Annotated in this window: 11 protein-coding genes and 1 pseudogene; 4 read left to right on the plus strand and 8 right to left on the minus strand. The window is 72.3% G+C overall.

From position 1 onward, the window contains the following. Positions 1–1,465: 1,465 nt before the first annotated feature. Together B4U46_RS19255 and B4U46_RS19260 are read right to left on the minus strand one after the other, a co-directional pair. Entirely contained in the window at positions 1,466–2,428 is a 963-nt protein-coding gene (locus tag B4U46_RS19255) for a CHAD domain-containing protein (RefSeq protein ID WP_079428978.1), read from the minus strand. Then, complete coding sequence (locus B4U46_RS19260) at positions 2,409–4,691, minus strand: RNA degradosome polyphosphate kinase (protein ID WP_079428979.1); 2,283 nt, start codon at positions 4,689–4,691, stop codon at positions 2,409–2,411. The genes B4U46_RS19255 and B4U46_RS19260 overlap by 20 nt, the downstream gene beginning before the upstream one ends. A 275-nt stretch (positions 4,692–4,966) precedes the next feature. Here B4U46_RS19260 and B4U46_RS19265 point away from each other — a divergent pair, with 275 nt between their 5' ends. Beyond that, positions 4,967–5,266 carry a hypothetical protein gene (locus B4U46_RS19265; protein ID WP_079428980.1) on the plus strand — a complete coding sequence of 100 codons (300 nt, stop codon included), beginning with the start codon at positions 4,967–4,969 and terminating at the stop codon, positions 5,264–5,266. Between the two features lie 112 nt (positions 5,267–5,378). Here B4U46_RS19265 and B4U46_RS39130 read toward each other — a convergent pair. The 3 genes and pseudogenes from B4U46_RS39130 to mshD form a co-directional block, all read right to left on the minus strand. Continuing rightward, a pseudogene (locus tag B4U46_RS39130) lies at positions 5,379–5,651 on the minus strand (hypothetical protein); the annotation flags it as partial. Positions 5,652–5,663: 12 nt separating this feature from the next. Beyond that, positions 5,664–6,884 (minus strand): helix-turn-helix domain-containing protein, encoded by a 1,221-nt coding sequence (locus B4U46_RS19275; protein WP_185117212.1) that lies wholly within the window; start codon positions 6,882–6,884, stop codon positions 5,664–5,666. Positions 6,885–7,742: 858 nt separating this feature from the next. Beyond that, complete coding sequence (gene mshD / locus B4U46_RS19285; protein ID WP_079428982.1) at positions 7,743–8,678, minus strand: mycothiol synthase; 936 nt, start codon at positions 8,676–8,678, stop codon at positions 7,743–7,745. A gap of 139 nt (positions 8,679–8,817) precedes the next feature. Between mshD and B4U46_RS19290 the strand changes: the two genes are divergently transcribed. Next, positions 8,818–10,635: a bifunctional metallophosphatase/5'-nucleotidase gene (locus B4U46_RS19290; RefSeq protein WP_079428983.1), complete on the plus strand. Its 1,818-nt coding sequence runs from the start codon at positions 8,818–8,820 to the stop codon at positions 10,633–10,635. An 89-nt stretch (positions 10,636–10,724) separates the two neighbouring features. Here the strand turns inward: B4U46_RS19290 and B4U46_RS19295 are convergent, their stop codons facing one another. After that, positions 10,725–11,513, minus strand: a complete 789-nt coding sequence (locus B4U46_RS19295) for an alpha/beta fold hydrolase (protein ID WP_079428984.1) — start codon at positions 11,511–11,513, stop codon at positions 10,725–10,727. 149 nt (positions 11,514–11,662) lie between these two features. Here B4U46_RS19295 and B4U46_RS19300 point away from each other — a divergent pair, with 149 nt between their 5' ends. Next, entirely contained in the window at positions 11,663–12,250 is a 588-nt protein-coding gene (locus tag B4U46_RS19300; protein WP_079428985.1) for a TetR/AcrR family transcriptional regulator, read from the plus strand. A gap of 158 nt (positions 12,251–12,408) precedes the next feature. Next, positions 12,409–13,365, plus strand: a complete 957-nt coding sequence (locus B4U46_RS19305) for a phosphatidylinositol-specific phospholipase C (protein WP_079428986.1) — start codon at positions 12,409–12,411, stop codon at positions 13,363–13,365. Here B4U46_RS19305 and B4U46_RS19310 read toward each other — a convergent pair. Then, the gene (locus tag B4U46_RS19310) at positions 13,345–14,823 is read right to left on the minus strand and encodes a sensor histidine kinase (RefSeq protein ID WP_079428987.1); all 1,479 of its coding nucleotides are present in this window, start codon (positions 14,821–14,823) and stop codon (positions 13,345–13,347) included. The two genes, B4U46_RS19305 and B4U46_RS19310, sit on opposite strands and share 21 nt — an antisense overlap. Continuing rightward, positions 14,820–15,554: a response regulator transcription factor gene (locus tag B4U46_RS19315; RefSeq protein WP_079428988.1), complete on the minus strand. Its 735-nt coding sequence runs from the start codon at positions 15,552–15,554 to the stop codon at positions 14,820–14,822. The genes B4U46_RS19310 and B4U46_RS19315 overlap by 4 nt, the downstream gene beginning before the upstream one ends. Positions 15,555–15,632 lie beyond the last annotated feature (78 nt).

Genomic DNA, 15,632 nt, shown 5'->3' on the forward strand with positions numbered 1-15,632 from the left:
GTCTGGGGTCGTTGCCCGCACCCAAGGGCGACGGAATCGGTATCGGGGCCCGGCAGGCGCGGCAAATCGCTACGCGCTCCTCTCTCCTCGGCGTCCGGCGGCCGTCCGGGGTCTCTGCCCGCAGGAAAGGGCGACAGATTCGTCATCCAGGACTGGTGGGCGCGGCAGATCGCTACGCGCTCCTCGAATTCCGGCGTCCGCGACCCGTCTGGGGCTGATGCCTGCACCCAAGGGCGACGGGATCGGCATCGGGGCACGGCAGGCGCCCCAGATCGCTACGCGCGCCTCGAATTCCGGCGTCCGACGACCGCCCGGGGCCGTTGCCCGCACGAAATGCCAACTGGGCCGTCATCCGGGGCCGATGGGCGCGGCAGATCGCTACGCGCTCCTCCCGTCCCGGCGTCCGACGGCCGTCGGGGCTGATACCTGCACCAAATGCCAACCAGAGGAACATCCGGAAGCAATAGGCGCGCCAGATCGCTACGCGCTGCCGAGATCTCGGCGTCCGGGCGCCGTCTTGGGCCGGTGGCGGCACCAAATGCCGGACCGCAGGGCATCCCGGCCCAAGACGGCCGCCGGACGCCGAGGAAACAGAAGCGCGTAGCGATCTTGGGCGCCTGGGGTGCCCGGATGGGCCTCTCATCGGCATTTGGTGCAGGCAGCGACCCCAGACGGGCAGCGGACGCCGGGACGGGAGGAGCCCGTAGCGATCTGGCGCGCCCTGCCGGACTCCGATGCCGATGCCATCGCCCTTTGCTGCGGGTATCAGCCCAATACGGCCGCCGGACGCCGAGATCTCGGCAGCGCGTAGCGATTTGACGCGCCCGGCGGTCCCGGATGCCCCTCCGGTCGTCATTTGGTGCGGGTACCAGCCCAGGGCGGTCGTCGGACGCCGAAATTTGAGGAGCGCGTAGCGATCTGTCGCGCCTCCCGGTCCCGGATGCCGATTCTGTCGGCCTTTCCTGCGGGCAGCGGCCCCAGGCGGGCGGCGGACGCTGAGACGGCGGGAGCGCGTAGCGATCTGTCGCGAATTGCGGCCCCGCATGGCAATCCTGTCGGCCCGGATGCCCGGCGAGGCGGCCCCCGACCTACCCGCCTGGTCGCTGATCCCGCGTATGTCCATCGATGGACCGTGCCGTCCTTTTGGGGGTTTCCCGGCAGTCCTTGTCTTTCCGGTTCGGGCTGTTCTGTCAAGGGTCGCCGAAGGCGATCGCGAAGCGACGCGACGAAGGAGCGCCCTTGACAGGGCGGCCCGGGCCGGAAGGACAGTGGGACTGACGGGAAAGCCCCAAGGCTTCTCTGAGACCGCCCGGGGCAGACCCTGCCCTCCACCCGTCCCGGCCGGCTTGTCGCTCCAGCCCCGCCGGAGTCCCCTGCCCCCCCGCCCACCCGCACCCGGGAGACGAGGGGGGCAGACACCCATCCGCCCCCCCGCCCCCACCCCCCACCCCCCACCCCCCAGGCCTCACGGCCCCGCCGGGACCGCCGCCGGTTCCCACAGGGTGTGGAAGGTCAGGCGGCTGGCTTCCACCGCGTGGCGTTGGTCGGCGTGGAGGACGCCCAGGGCGTAGGCCGTCGCCGGGGCGATGCGGGGGGTGCGGGCGGCCGTTGCCGAGGCGGTGGCCGCCTCCGCGGCGTCGCGGTGCTGGTTCAGGGCCTCGCTCGCCGCCGCCAGGCGCGGGGCTTCCTCCCCCAGGGCCTCACGGGCGTAGCGGTGCACGCGCAGCAGGCGGCGTACCTCGTGCCAGGCGGCGTCCGCGTGCGCCGAGTACGGGGCGGAGGTATCCGTGGCGGGGAGGGCTCCGACCGCCGCCTCCAGGCGGGTGCGGGCCACCGCCGCGAGCGGGGTGAGGACGTCGTCCACCCGGCCGCCCGCCGCCACCGGGTCCAGCGGGACCTCCGAGGCCAGGACCGCCACCGCGTCCGCCACCGCGTGGAACCGGGCCGAGCCCAGCGCCTGGAGGGTCGCCGAGTGGGCCCGGGTACGGGCCAGCGTGAGCTGGCGTTCCAGCAGGGCGCCCGCGCGCGCCGAGCCGACGGTCAGTGCGCCCGCGGCGCTGCCGCGCGGGGCCGGGACCTCCGGGGAGGCCGAGAGCCGTTGCAGTGCCTCCATCAGGCGGGACAGCCGGGCGGCGTACGCGTGCTCGTCCGCCAGGGTGGAGGACAGCCAGACCAGCTCGGCGCGCAGCGGGTCCGCCCAGCTCGGCTGCGTGACGACCCGGAAGGTGCTCAGGGAGGCGGCGATGCGGCGCGCGGCCCCCCGCAGGCCGTGCGCCGCCTCTGCCGCCTCCGCGGCGTCGGGGCCGCCCCCCGCGCCCGCCGCGCCTGCGTCATGCAGGCGCAGCGCGCGCAGGAAAGCGGTGGCCTGGGAACGCAGGTAGACGCCGAGCACGTCACCTGCGGTCGGGTCATGGTTTGGCTGAGCCACGCCGGCGCCTCCGGGCGTCTATGAGCATCTCCTGTACGTGCCGCAGCGGCTGGCCCTCGGCGTCGGTGCTGTGCCGGGTCCATTCGCCGTCCGGGCCCAGGTGCCAGGAGGAGGTGGCGTCGGACATGCCGGTCTCCAGCATCCGGTCCAGTGCCGCGCGGTGGCCGGGGTCGGTGACCCTGACCAGTGCCTCGATGCGGCGGTCGAGGTTGCGGTGCATCATGTCGGCGCTGCCGATCCACACCTCGGGTTCGCCGCCGTTGCCGAAGGCGAAGACCCGGGAGTGTTCCAGGAAGCGGCCGAGGATCGAGCGGACGCGTATGTTCTCCGACAGCCCCGGGACCCCCGGGCGTACGGCGCAGATGCCGCGCACCCAGATGTCGATCGGGACTCCCACCTGGGAGGCCCGGTAGAGGGCGTCGATCAGGGCCTCGTCGACGATCGAGTTCATCTTCAGCCGGACGGACGCCGGGCGGCCGGACCGGTGGTGGTCGGCCTCCTTGTCGATGCGCGCTATGAGCCCGTCGCGCAGGGACTTGGGGGCGGTCAGCAGCCGGCGGTAGGTCTCGCGCCGGGAGTAGCCGGAGAGCCGGTTGAAGAGGTCGGAGAGGTCCGCGCCGACCTGCGGGTCGGCGGTGAGCAGGCCGAGGTCCTCGTACAGGCGGGCGGTCTTGGGGTGGTAGTTGCCCGTGCCGACGTGGCTGTAGCGGCGCAGGGTCTCGCCCTCCTGGCGGACGACGAGCGACAGCTTGCAGTGGGTCTTGAGGCCGACGAGGCCGTAGACCACGTGGCAGCCGGACTCCTCGAGCTTGCGCGCCCACTTGATGTTGGCCTGCTCGTCGAAGCGGGCCTTGATCTCGACGAGGACGAGGACCTGCTTGCCGGACTCGGCGGCGTCGATCAGGGCGTCGACGATGGGGGAGTCGCCGGAGGTGCGGTACAGCGTCTGCTTGATCGCGAGGACGTCGGGATCGGCCGCGGCCTGCTCTAGGAAGGCCTGTACGGACGTGGAGAAGGAGTCGTACGGGTGGTGGAGCAGGACGTCGCGCTCGCGCAGCGCGGCGAAGATGTCGGGCGCGGAGGCCGATTCCACCTCGGCGAGGTCGCGGTGGGTGCCGGCGACGAACTTGGGGTACTTCAGCTCGGGCCGGTCGAGGGAGGAGATCCCGAAGAGGGCCGTCAGGTCGAGGGGGCCGGGCAGCGGGTACACCTCGGCGGCGGAGACCTTCAGCTCCTGGACGAGGAGGTCCAGGACGCCCGGGTCGATGGACTCCTCGACCTCCAGGCGCACGGGCGGGCCGAAGCGGCGCCGCATGAGTTCCTTCTCCAGGGCCTGGAGGAGGTTCTCGGCGTCGTCCTCCTCGACCTCCAGGTCCTCGTTGCGGGTCACGCGGAACATGTGGTGCGCGAGCACCTCCATGCCGGGGAACAGCTCCTCCAGGTGCGCTGCGATGACGTCCTCCAGCGGGACGTAGCGCTGCGGGGAGGCCTCCAGGAAGCGGCTGAGCAGCGGCGGCACCTTGACCCGGGCGAAGTGCCGGTGCCCGCTGACGGGGTTGCGCACGACGACGGCCAGGTTCAGCGACAGGCCGGAGATGTACGGGAAGGGGTGCGCGGGGTCCACGGCCAGCGGGGTGAGCACCGGGAAGATCTGGTTGCGGAACAGGGTGAAGAGGCGCGCCTGCTCCTTCTCGGTGAGGTCGGGCCACCGGATGAGGTGGATGCCCTCCTCGGCGAGCTGGGGGGCGATGTCGTGCTGGTAGCAGGCGGCGTGCCGGGCCATGAGCTCGCGGGAGCGGGTCCAGATGAGGTCGAGGACCTCGCGGGGCTGGAGGCCGGAGGCCGAGCGGGTGGCGACGCCGGTCGCGATGCGGCGCTTGAGGCCGGCGACGCGGACCATGAAGAACTCGTCGAGGTTGCTGGCGAAGATCGCCAGGAAGTTCGCGCGTTCGAGGAGCGGGGTGGTGGGATCCTCGGCCAGCTCGAGGACGCGTTCGTTGAAGGCCAGCCAACTGCGTTCGCGGTCGAGGAAACGGTCGGCGGGCAGCTGCCCGTCGTCGTCCTTGTCCTCGTAGGCGTCGAGGTCGGCGTCGAGATCGGGGTCGAGGGGGCGGTGGACGGCTATGGAGCCGAGGCGCGACTTCGCCGGTGCCTTTTCCTCTCCCTTGGTCCGCGTTTTGGAGGCGGAGGAGACCGCGGCGGAGGTGTGAGACGGGTGCTGGGCGGGGACCTCGGTGGGGCCTGCGCTGGGCTGGTGGCTCATGACTCCATTCTTCCGCGCACGGGGGAGGACAGGCGCGTCGGAAGTGTCCGCGGTCAGGCGGAGTCGGGGCTGCATGCTGGGAGGCTCGCAAGCGTGTCTGAATGCCCGGTTAATGGCGAATGGCTTCCAGACTCCGCCTGCGGCAGGATTCCCGCCGACCCCCACCCATACGGCCGTGTGGGTGTCCCCCCCTGCCCCGGGCCGCGCCCGACCCGCGGCGGCGGGGCACCCTGACCGCCGGGCCGGTCAGCCTGTCCTGATTCAGGCTGCCGGCCGTGGCCTGGGCGGTGAAGTATGCGGGCATGCTGCTTCTTGCTGGTCAGAGTGGTCCTGCCCCCGGTTTGTTCCTCTTGATTTGGGGATTGCTGGCGATCGTCATGGGCGGGGTGTTCGCGAGGAAAAGGGGAGCCGCGGCGATGCGCGAGCTCGTAGCGAGCAGACTGGAGCGCAGTCCGGGGCAGCAGGCCAAGGCACGTACGGCGCCTGAGGGCCTTGTGCGTTTGATCGGCGGGTTCGTGGCCGTATGCGGGCTGGTGACAGTGCCGGTTTCGCTGGTCATGATGGCCCGCGGTTGACCTTCCGCACCCGCTTCCGGGAGCGCCCCAGATGAGCCTTTGGGGGTCGGCGTCGGCACCCCGGTCCGGCAGTAGTCACGAATCACCGAGCCCCGCCCTCCGGGCGCGGATATCAGCGGCTGGCACCCTCAGGCCAGAAGATCCGGGCGGGGACTCCCATGCGCTCGGCGTACGCCACCACGCCCGCCGTGCCTCCGTATCCCCAGGCGGGCTCCCCGTCCCAGACAGCCACCAGCTCGCCGACCAGTCCGACGAGTACCCCACTGCCGGCCATGTGCGCCGGCGCGTCCCAGGCCGACATTCCGGTGCGCTGGACCTCGGCGGCGGCCCGGCTCAGCAGCCGGTCGTACGTCGGCCAGTACTCCCACGGCAGGCCCTCGCGGTACCACCGTTCGCCTCAGTCGAGCTCCGCGAGCGCGTCCACCAGCGTCCGGCCCTCACACGCCCCCCGCCGGAGCAGCAGCCCGCCGACCCTGTGCAGCTCGGCCCAGGCGTGCGGGCGGCCGACCTCCGAGGCGTCGCCGATCACGCCGAGTGCCACGCTCAGGGCGGCTTCGGCCTCCCCCGCGCCCGCATGAGCATGGGCCAGGCAGGCCCCGTACCAGGCCCGGTCCCGGCGGAACGCCGGGGCGAACCCGGCCAGCCCCGAGGTCAGGTGCCCGACAGCCCCCTCCCAGTCCCTCAGGTGCAGGTCGGCCATCCCCCGCTGAGCCGCGAACCACGACTCCCCGTAGAAGTACAGCCAAGGCGGCGCGTCGACGGCGTCGGCGATGATCCGCTGTGCCTCATCCAGCCGTGCGTACGCCGCACCGCGCTCACCCTCCAGCGCGTATCCCCGTCCGGCCATCTGCACGGCCATGGCCCGCGTGGCCGCACTCGCCCCCGCCGTCGCCGCAGCGGCCTCACCCAGCCGCACACAACGCCGCCCCTCACTCCCCGACCACGCCAGATGCGCCTTCATGCTCATGGTGGTGGCGGCCATATCGCCGTACCCCGACTCAAGCGCCCAGTCATAGGACCGGTCGAACCACCCCAGCGCCACCGGGGCGTTGTCCTGGTCCTGCGCCACCCAGGCCAGGAACTGCGCGTACTCGGCGAGCAGCTTCACCACCCGGTCCGCGAGTGCCCCCCGAGCCTGCCCGTAGAGCCCTGCCACCTCCCTGAACTGGGCGATGACGAGCGGTGCAATGGTCCGCGACCCCACAGTGTCCTCGGCCCGGCGGTGCGCGGCCAACAGGGCATCCATCGCATCCACCGAGGCGACATCCAGCCGCAGCCCACCCGCCTTCACCCGGCCCAGCCGCTCACCGTCGGCCTCCGACACCACCCCAGGCAGCACGAGCGAGGGCAATGGCATCCCTTCCTGCCGGACCCCGAGGAGTTCCACGGGCACGCCGAGCCCGTGGATGATCCGCTGCCGCACTTTGACCGAGGTCACCGCACGCGGCCGGTTCTCGATGGCGGAGACATCGGGCTGCGCCAGGCCCACCAGCGCACCAACCCGACTCTGGCTGCTGCGCGTCAACCTCCGCCACGCCTTCAACAGACCGCCCCAGTCCTCGGCCGCCGCAGCCGCCCGCAGTTCGGGGTGCACCCACACGTCCAGCTCGGGCTCCACCCTCGAAATATAGGACGGCCCTATAGGACGCGGCTGAGCCCAACGCCGAGCTGCTCGACCCGCGTCCGGCCGGGAGTTCACCACCGCCGTCGCCAACGTCCAGCCCGCCTATGACCAGCCCAAGACGGCCGCCGGTCGCCGAGACCTGGGCAGCGCGTAGCGATCTGTCGCGCCCGGCGGTCCCGAATGCCCCTCCGGTCGTCATTTGGTGCGGGTATCAGCCCAGGACGGTCGTCGGACGCCAAATTTCGAGGAGCGCGTAGCGATCTGTCGCGCCCCCCGGCCCTGGATGACGATCTCCTCGTCCTTTCCTGCGGGCAGCGGCCACAGGCGGGCGGCGGACGCTGGGACGGCAGGAGCGCGTAGCGATCTGTCGCGGATCGCGGCCCCGATGCACTGTCTCGTCGGCCCGGACGCTTGGCGGGGCGGCCCCCGCCGCCCCCGAAGGGTCCCTGATCCCGCCGGATGCCTCAGGTACGACCGTGCCGTCCTTTTGGGGGTTTCCCGTCAGTCCTTGTCTTTCCGGGGCGGGGCGGGCTGTCAAGGGTCGCCGAAGGCGATCGCGAAGCGACGCGACGAAGGAGCGCCCTTGACTGACCGGCCCGAACCGGAAGGACAGTGGGACTGACGGGAAACCCCCAGCCCTTCTCTGAGACCGGCCCGCCGGGACCCCGATGACCACCGGCCCCGGTCAGCCGCTCACCCCCCGCCCGGCGGCAGACCGCCCCCCACCCCCCGCCCCGCACCCGGGGAGGCGGGTGGGCAAACACCGGCCGGGCCCGACCCCTCGAGGGGGAGATGGCGGGCCCCAGCCGGGGGAGCACCCGCAGCCGCGGCGGCCCCCCGCCGCGAGACCCCTCAGCTCTCCGTGCGGTACATCAGGTCCACCTCGTGCGTCGTGAACCCCAGCCCCTCGTACACCGCCAGTGCCGCCGGGTTGTCGGCGTCGACGTACAGCATCGCCGTCGGCAGTCCCGCCGCCGCCAGGTGGTGGAGGCCGATCGCGGTCAGGGCCTTGCCGAGGCCGCCGCCCTGGGCGCCCGGGCGGACGCCGACCACGTAGACCTCGCCGAGCTGTTCCTCGGCGTGGACCTTCGTCCAGTGGAAGCCGACCAGTTCGCCCTCCCGCTCCGCCAGGAAGAACCCCTTCGGGTCGAACCACGGCTGCGCCATGCGGTCGTCGAGGTCGCGCTGCGTCAGGGAGCCCTGCTCCGGGTGGTGGGCGAAGGCGGCGGCGTTGGCGGCGAGCCAGGCCGCGTCGTCCTGTCCGGGGACGAAGGTGCGGACGGTCACCCCGGCCGGGAGCGTCGGGTCGGGCAGCGGGGCCGAGCCCGGGCCCAGGGGGCGGCGCAGCTGGCGGAGTTCGCGGAACAGGGTCAGGCCGAGCACCTGGGCGAGGTGCCGGGCGGCGGACTTGCCGCCGTGCGCCCACACCCGGATCCGCTTGCCGGAGGCGCCCAGCAGGGCGGTGCCCAGGGCGCGGCCGTGGCCGCGGCCGCGCAGGGCGGGGTGGACGACGAGCTCGGCGGCGGGGGCCTCCACCGGGTCGGTGTCCTCCAGTTGCCCGTACGCGACGAGCCGGCCTTCGGCGGTGGCCAGGAAGTGGCGGATGCCCTCGCGGGGGCCGCCGCGCAGCTGGAGGCGGCCCTGCTCGGAGACGGCGGTGGTGCCGTCGGTGCGGGCCGCTTCGTGGATCAGGTCGAGGACCGCCCCGGCCTGCTCCTCCGTCAGTTCGTCGAGGATCTCGATGTGCCGTCCCGGCTCGACGGCCGTCGCTGCGTCTGCGTCAGTCATGTTCCGAGCCTACGACCGACACCGCCCGACAGCCGCGCGTAACCAGCTCGCAACCCGGACCCCCCTGTTGGCGCTACGCGCGTTGACCATAGGCTGCGGGTCACCTCCCAGTTGTCTCGCTGTCCAAAAAGGGGAACAGATGTCAGCGAAGCCACAACGGCACCGCACGGCGCGCCGGTTGACCTTCGGCGCCCTCGCCCTCACCGCGGGCGCCGGTGCGATGATCGCCGCAGCGCTGCCCGCCGGTGCCGCGAGTGGCGGCGTTCCGGTCGCCAAGGGCCGGACCGTCGACGTACAGATGCTGTCGTTCAACGACTTCCACGGCACGCTGGAGCCCCCGCAGGGTTCCTCGGGCACGGTCGCCGAACTGCAGGCTGACGGCACCACCAAGTCCATACCCGCGGGCGGCGTCGAGTACCTGGCGTCCGGTCTGCGCGAGGCCCGCAAGGGCCACGAGTACTCCGTCACGGCCGCGGCCGGCGACATGATCGGCGGCAGCCCGATGCTGTCCGGTCTCTTCCACGACGAGCCGACCGTCGAGGCCCTGAACAAGCTGAAGCTCGACGTGACGAGCGTGGGCAACCATGAGTTCGACGAGGGCAAGAACGAGCTCCGCCGGATGCAGTACGGCGGCTGCCACCCGGTTGAAGGCTGCTTCGAGTACGGCAAGACCTACACGGGAGCGGAGTTCAAGTACCTCGCCGCGAACGTGACGGACGAGAAGACCAAGCGTCCGCTGATGTCGCCCACCTTCATCTGGAAGAAGGGGGACGTGAAGATCGGCTTCATCGGCGTCACCCTGGAGGGCACCCCGGACGTCGTCACGGCCGACGGCGTGAAGGGCCTGAAGTTCGGCGACGAGGTCGAGACGATCAACAAGTACGCCGCCGAGCTGGACAAGCAGGGCGTGAAGTCGATCGTGGCGCTGATCCACGAGGGCGGTCTGCCGGCGAGCGGCGCGTACAACTACGACTGCAACGTGCCGGGCGCCGGCGCGGGCATCTCGGGTGCGATCGTCGACATCGCGAAGAACGTGAGCCCGAAGGTCGACGCGCTGGTGACGGGCCACACCCACCAGGCGTACTCGTGCAACATCCCGGACCCGGCGGGCAACCCGCGCACGGTCACCTCGGCCGCCTCGTACGGCCGGCTGTTCACGGACACCACGCTGACGTACGACCGCGCGACCAAGGACATCGTCCGTACGCCGGTGCAGTCGCCGAAGCCGGTGAACAAGGTCGTCAGCCGGGACCTGCCGAAGGCCCCGGACATGACCGAGCTGATCGGCCGCTGGAAGAAGCTGGCGGACCCGGTCGCCAACCGTCCGATGGGCTACATCTCCGCCGACATCGCGGGCCGTGGCTCGGAGGCGCCGGAGAAGCCCCTCGGCGACCTGATCGCCGACGCCCAGCTGGACGCGACCTCCGCGGCCGACAGGGGCGGGGCGCAGCTGGCCATCATGAACCCGGGCGGCATCCGTGCCGACCTGGCGTACAAGGCGGCGGGCAACGAGGGCGACGGGGTCGTCACGTACGGCGAGTCGTACACGGTGCAGCCGTTCAACAACCTGCTGAACGTGGTGGACCTGACGGGCGCACAGCTGATCACCGCGCTCCAGCAGCAGGTCAGCGGCCCGGTCAACGGCCCGAACCCGAAGATCCTGCAGATCTCGAAGGGTCTGACCTACACCCTGGACATGACGAAGTCGGGCGCGGACCGGATCGTCGTGGACTCGGTGAAGCTGAACGGGGCGGCGATCGACCCGGCGAAGACCTACCGGGTCGTGATGAACGAGTTCCTGGCGGGCGGCGGTGACGGGTTCACCGTCCTGAAGGACCACAAGAACAAGCTGGTCGGCGTGCCGGACCTGGAGGCCTTCAACGCCCTCCTGGCGAAGTCGACGGCGGCGACGCCGATCGCCCCGCCGGCGGCGGACCGGATCACGGTCGTCAAGTAACACCTGAGCAAGTAACACCTGAGCGGACGAGAGGGGCGGCGGGCCGAAAGGCCCGCCGCCCCTCTCGCGCATTCGGGCCCGTCTACCCCTCAGGCGGCCTGGGCCAGGTACTTCGCCACGGCCGCGTGGAAGCCCTCCGGGTCGGTGAAGGGCGCGAAGTGGTCCCCTTCGAGGGCGGTGTACGCGGTGCCGGGGCGGCGGGTGACCATCGCGTCGGCGGTGGCCTGGCTGAGGGCCTGGCTGTGGGTGGCGCGGATCAGCAGGGTGGGGCAGGTGATCGCGAGCCAGGTGTCCCAGTGGTCGCCGTTGCAGGCGCGGATGGAGTCGAGCATGTCCTGGCCGTGGAAGGCGAGCCGCCAGCCCTCCCCGCCGGGCAGCGGGCGTACGCCGTCGGCGACGAAGGGCAGGGCGGCCGGTTCGACGGAGGCGAGGAGTTCCTCGCGGGTGGGGGCGGTGTAGGGGAGCGAGCCCAGGAAGTCGAACCAGTTGGGGCCGTCGGGGACGTTGACGTCCACGGTGGCGTCGACGCCGATGAGGAGGCCGATCCGGTCGGGGTGGGCGGCGGCCAGGTGGTAGGCGTTGAGGCCGCCGAGGGAGTAGCCGAGGAGGGCGACCGGCTCGGTGAGGCCGAGGTGGTCGAGGAGGGCGACGGCGTCGGCGACGTAGCCCTCGCGGCGGTAGTGCGGGGCCCGGTCGGAGTCGCCGTGGCCGCGCTGGTCGGGGGCGATGACCCGCCATGCGTCGCCGAGGGCGGCGGCCAGGCCGGTGAAGGCGTAGGCCTCGGACATCCCGCCATGCAGGGCGAGCAGCGGGCGGCCGGTGCCGCCGAAGTCCAGGTACGACAGCGTGCGTCCGTCGATGTCCAGCGTGTGGCGCATGGTTCGGCTCTCCCCGTTCGTGGCTGGGTGTGGTGCTCGGGTACGGCTTCAGCCTGCCAGTGTTTGGGCAAGCGTGCAAGACGTTCGTATAAGGCAACCGCCCAAAATCCTGTCCCGGGCCCCGGCCGTGCCCCGGCTACGATCCCGGCATGGGAAATCGCGAGGACCTGCTGGCCGGCGCGCGCCGCTGCCTGGAGGAGAAGGGCTACCTGCGCACGACCGTGCGCGACATCGCCTCGGCGGCGCAGGTGAGCATGGCCGCGATCGGCTACCACTTCGGCTCCCGCGAGGTGCTTCTTAACCAGGCCCTGTTCGCCGCCATGGAGGAGTGGGCGGCCGGGGCCGGCCGGCTCGCCGGCCAGGGGGAGACCGCCGAGGAGCGTTACGCCGACACCTGGGACCGCAAGATCCGCGACTTCGGCGAGATGAGCTGGCTGTGGACCGCCTCCGTCGAGGCCTTCGTCCACGCGCAGTCCTCGCCGGAACTCCTCGCGATCCTCGCGGAGGGCCAGCGCCGCAACCGGCGCATGGTCGCCGCGGCCCTGCGCGGGGTGCCGGAGGACGCGGTCACGGAGGAGGACGTCCGCTCCCTGGGCTCCCTGCACATCGCCCTGCTGAGCGGGGTCATGGTGCAGGTCCTCACCGACCCCGAGGGCGCCCCGACGGGCGCGGAACTCGCCCAAGGGCTGCGCACGATGGTCGAGTTGCTCGGAAAACCCGTCCGTACCGACGGGTAGTAAGCGCGCGCCCCGCACGCCATAATCCGGTCCGGCCACGGTGGCCGGAGCACACCGGATCGCGGACCATCGCGGAATTTCGCGGACCATCGCGGACCATCGCGGACCATCGCGGACCATCGCGGAATTTTCCGGCTTCAGCGGACTAAGGGGCGGGCATGGCACTGGACCGACGGACCTTCCTGACCGGCGCACTCGCGGCGGGCGCCGCAACGGCCCTCGGCACCACGGCCACGGCGCCCCCCGCGCACGCAGCCACCAGCACCCTCGGCACTACCAGACCCCACGGCACCCTCGGCCCCCTCGGCACCCCCGGCACCCCCGGCACCCTCCGCACCCTCGGCACCCAGGACTGGATGGCCGGCCTCGCCGACTCCACCGCCCTCCAGCGCATGACCATCCCCGGCACCCACGACTCCGGAGCCCGCCAGGGCGGCCTCTACGTCGCCTGCCAGAACACCTCGATCGCAGAGCAGCTCGACTCCGGCATCCGCTTCCTCGACGTCCGCTGCCGGGTGACGGGCGGCTCGTTCGCCATCCACCACGCCGCGTTCTTCCAGAACCTGATGTTCGGCGACGTCCTCGTCGCCTGCGCGGACTTCCTCGCCGCCCACCCCTCCGAGACCGTCCTGATGCGCGTGAAGCAGGAGTACTCCACCGAGAGCGACGCCACCTTCCGCGCCGTCTTCGACAACTACCTCGACCACCGCGGCTGGCGCCCGCTCTTCCGGATCGCCGACACCCTGCCCACCCTCGGCCAGGCCCGCGGCAGGGTCGTCCTCCTCGCCGACAACGCCGGCCTGCCGGGCCTGCGCTACGGCGACGGCGGGGTCTTCGACATCCAGGACGACTACAACACCGAGCCCTTCGCCAAGCGCGGCCGGATCGAGGACCAGTTCCGCAAGGCCGTCCAGCAGCCCGGCAAGCTCTTCGTGAACTACACCAGCACCGCCGCCTACATGCCCCCGCGCTGGAACTCCGACCGGCTCAACCCGCAGGTCCACGCCTTCGTCGACGGCTCCGAACTGGCCGGCCGGACCGGGCTGGGCATCGTCCCGATGGACTTCCCCAACACCCGCTCCGGCCTGGTCGCCTCACTGATCCGGCACAACTGACGGCCGCGGCCCCGCCTGGGGGTCCACCGCGGGCGGCTCCATCGACGAGGGCGGCGGCGTCGGCGCGCCCGGGATGCGCAGCACCGCCTCCGTGCCACCCGCCCCGTCCGCCGCCGCCCGCAGCTCGGCGGTACCGCCCGAGCGGGCGGCCGTACGGGCCACGATGGACAGGCCCAGCCCGCTGCCGGGCAGGGCCCGGGCGGACTCGGAGCGCCAGAACCGCTCGAAGACGTACGGGAGGTCCTCGGCCGGGATGCCCGGCCCGTGGTCGCGCACCGTCAGCTCGCCCGCGCGCAGCACGACCTCGACCGCGCCGCCGGGCGGACTGAACTTCACGGCGTTGTCCAGCAGGTTGACCACCGCCCGCTCCAGCGCGGCCGCCTCGCCCCGCACGTACCAGGGCTCCAGCTCCGCGGCGAACCGCAGCTCGGGCCCGCGCAGCCGGGCCCGGGACAGGGCCGTCCCGGCGATCTCGTGCAGGGCCACCACCCCGAGGGGCGCGTGCGGGGCGGCGTCGGGGCGGGACAGCTCCTGGAGGTCCCCGATGAGCGACGCCAGCTCCCTCATCTGCGCCTTCACCGAGGCCAGCAGCTCCCGGCGGTCCTCGGGCGGGATGGCCCGGCCGGTCTCCTCGCTGCGCGCGAGGAGCTCGATGTTGGTACGCAGCGAGGTGAGCGGGGTCCGCAGCTCGTGCCCGGCGTCCGCGATCAGCTGGGCCTGGCGTTCCTGGGAGGAGGCCAGGGCCGCCGTCATGGAGTTGAAGGACCGCGACAGGCGGGCGATCTCGTCGTCGCCCTCCTCCGGGATGCGGACGGTGAGGTCCTCGGTGCGGGCGATGTGCTCGACCACCCCGGTGAGCTCGTCCACCGGCCGCAGCCCGGTCCGGGCCACCCACAGTCCGGCCGCGCCCGCACCGATCACGCCGACGCCGGAGACCAGGAGCAGGACCCAGGCGAGGGTGGACAGGGGCTGTTCGACGTCGGCGAGGGGTTTGGCGATGGAGACCCCGAAGGACGCGCCGTTGGTGAGGTGCTTGTTGATCGTGTAGACGCGCATCTTCGTGCCGTCGCCGGTCGTCGCGTCGTGCAGGCTCTTGGCGCTCAGGCCCGCGGCGACGGCCTTGTCGGCCGCCGAGACCGGCAGGTCGCTGCGTCCGCTCACCAGGCAGCGGGCGCCGTCCGCGGTGACGATCTGCACGGTCGGGCCGAGCTCCTCGGCGATGTTCGGCGTACCCACGGCCGGGCGGGTCACGCAGCCCTCGCGCAGGGTGCGCACCACCTGCTCGTCGGGCTGGGTGGACAGCAGCGACTGGTTCAGCTGGTTGTTCAGCTGCGCCCGCACCATCACCCACGACACCCCCGCCACCGCCGCGACCGCGACCGCGACCGCGACCGTCACCAGCAGCGCCAGCCGCGAGCGCAGCGGCAGGCTGCGGAACCTGGCGGTGGGACCGGTCATTCGGGCCCGCCCTCACCGGCGCGCAGCACGTACCCGACCCCGCGCACGGTGTGGACCAGGCGCGCCTCGCCGCCCGCCTCGGTCTTGCGGCGCAGGTACATCACGTACACGTCCAGGGAGTTGGAGCTGGGCTCGAAGTCGAAGCCCCAGACCGTCTTGAGGATCTGCTCGCGGGTCAGGACCTGGCGCGGGTGCGCGAGGAACATCTCCAGCAGGGTGAACTCGGTACGCGTCAGCTCCACGGGCCGTTCGCCGCGGACGACCTCACGGGTGGCGAGGTCCATGCGCAGGTCGCCGAAGGTCAGCACGTCCGCGGGCTGCGCCGGGCCGGCCGCGGGGGCGGCGTAGGAGCTGCGGCGCAGCAGGGCGCGGACGCGGGCGAACAGCTCGTCGAGCTCGAAGGGCTTGACGAGGTAGTCGTCGGCGCCCGCGTCGAGGCCGGTGACGCGGTCGCCGACGGTGTCGCGGGCGGTCAGCATGAGGATCGGGGTGACGCTGCCGCCGGCGCGCAGCCGGCGGGCCGCCGTCAGGCCGTCCATGCGGGGCATCTGGATGTCGAGGACGATCAGGTCGGGGGCGTACGAGGCCGCCTGGTCGAGGGCGTCGATGCCGTCGACGGCGGTCCGCACGTCGTATCCCTCGAAGGCGAGGCTCCGGCGCAGGGCCTCGCGCACGGCCGGCTCGTCGTCGACGACGAGGATCCGCTGCGGGTCGCCTTCGGCGGGATTCATTCGTGGCCCCCAGGGGTGGTGGTCTTTCGCGTGGGCGGGACGGGCCCGGCCGGTCCGGCCCGGTCCCGTCCCAGGGTG

The sequence above is a fragment of the Streptomyces katrae genome (assembly GCF_002028425.1).
Taxonomy (GTDB): domain Bacteria; phylum Actinomycetota; class Actinomycetes; order Streptomycetales; family Streptomycetaceae; genus Streptomyces; species Streptomyces katrae_A.

What these genes read in the sequence shown, in the direction of transcription:
- B4U46_RS19310 (WP_079428987.1), bottom strand. Translation starts at nt 14,823, where the DNA reads ATGACCGGTCCCACCGCCAGGTTCCGCAGCCTGCCGCTGCGCTCGCGG.
- B4U46_RS19300 (WP_079428985.1), top strand. Translation starts at nt 11,663, where the DNA reads ATGGGAAATCGCGAGGACCTGCTGGCCGGCGCGCGCCGCTGCCTGGAG.
- B4U46_RS19295 (WP_079428984.1), bottom strand. Translation starts at nt 11,513, where the DNA reads ATGCGCCACACGCTGGACATCGACGGACGCACGCTGTCGTACCTGGAC.
- mshD (WP_079428982.1), bottom strand. Translation starts at nt 8,678, where the DNA reads ATGACTGACGCAGACGCAGCGACGGCCGTCGAGCCGGGACGGCACATC.
- B4U46_RS19290 (WP_079428983.1), top strand. Translation starts at nt 8,818, where the DNA reads ATGTCAGCGAAGCCACAACGGCACCGCACGGCGCGCCGGTTGACCTTC.
- B4U46_RS19315 (WP_079428988.1), bottom strand. Translation starts at nt 15,554, where the DNA reads ATGAATCCCGCCGAAGGCGACCCGCAGCGGATCCTCGTCGTCGACGAC.
- B4U46_RS19305 (WP_079428986.1), top strand. Translation starts at nt 12,409, where the DNA reads ATGGCACTGGACCGACGGACCTTCCTGACCGGCGCACTCGCGGCGGGC.
- B4U46_RS19260 (WP_079428979.1), bottom strand. Translation starts at nt 4,691, where the DNA reads ATGAGCCACCAGCCCAGCGCAGGCCCCACCGAGGTCCCCGCCCAGCAC.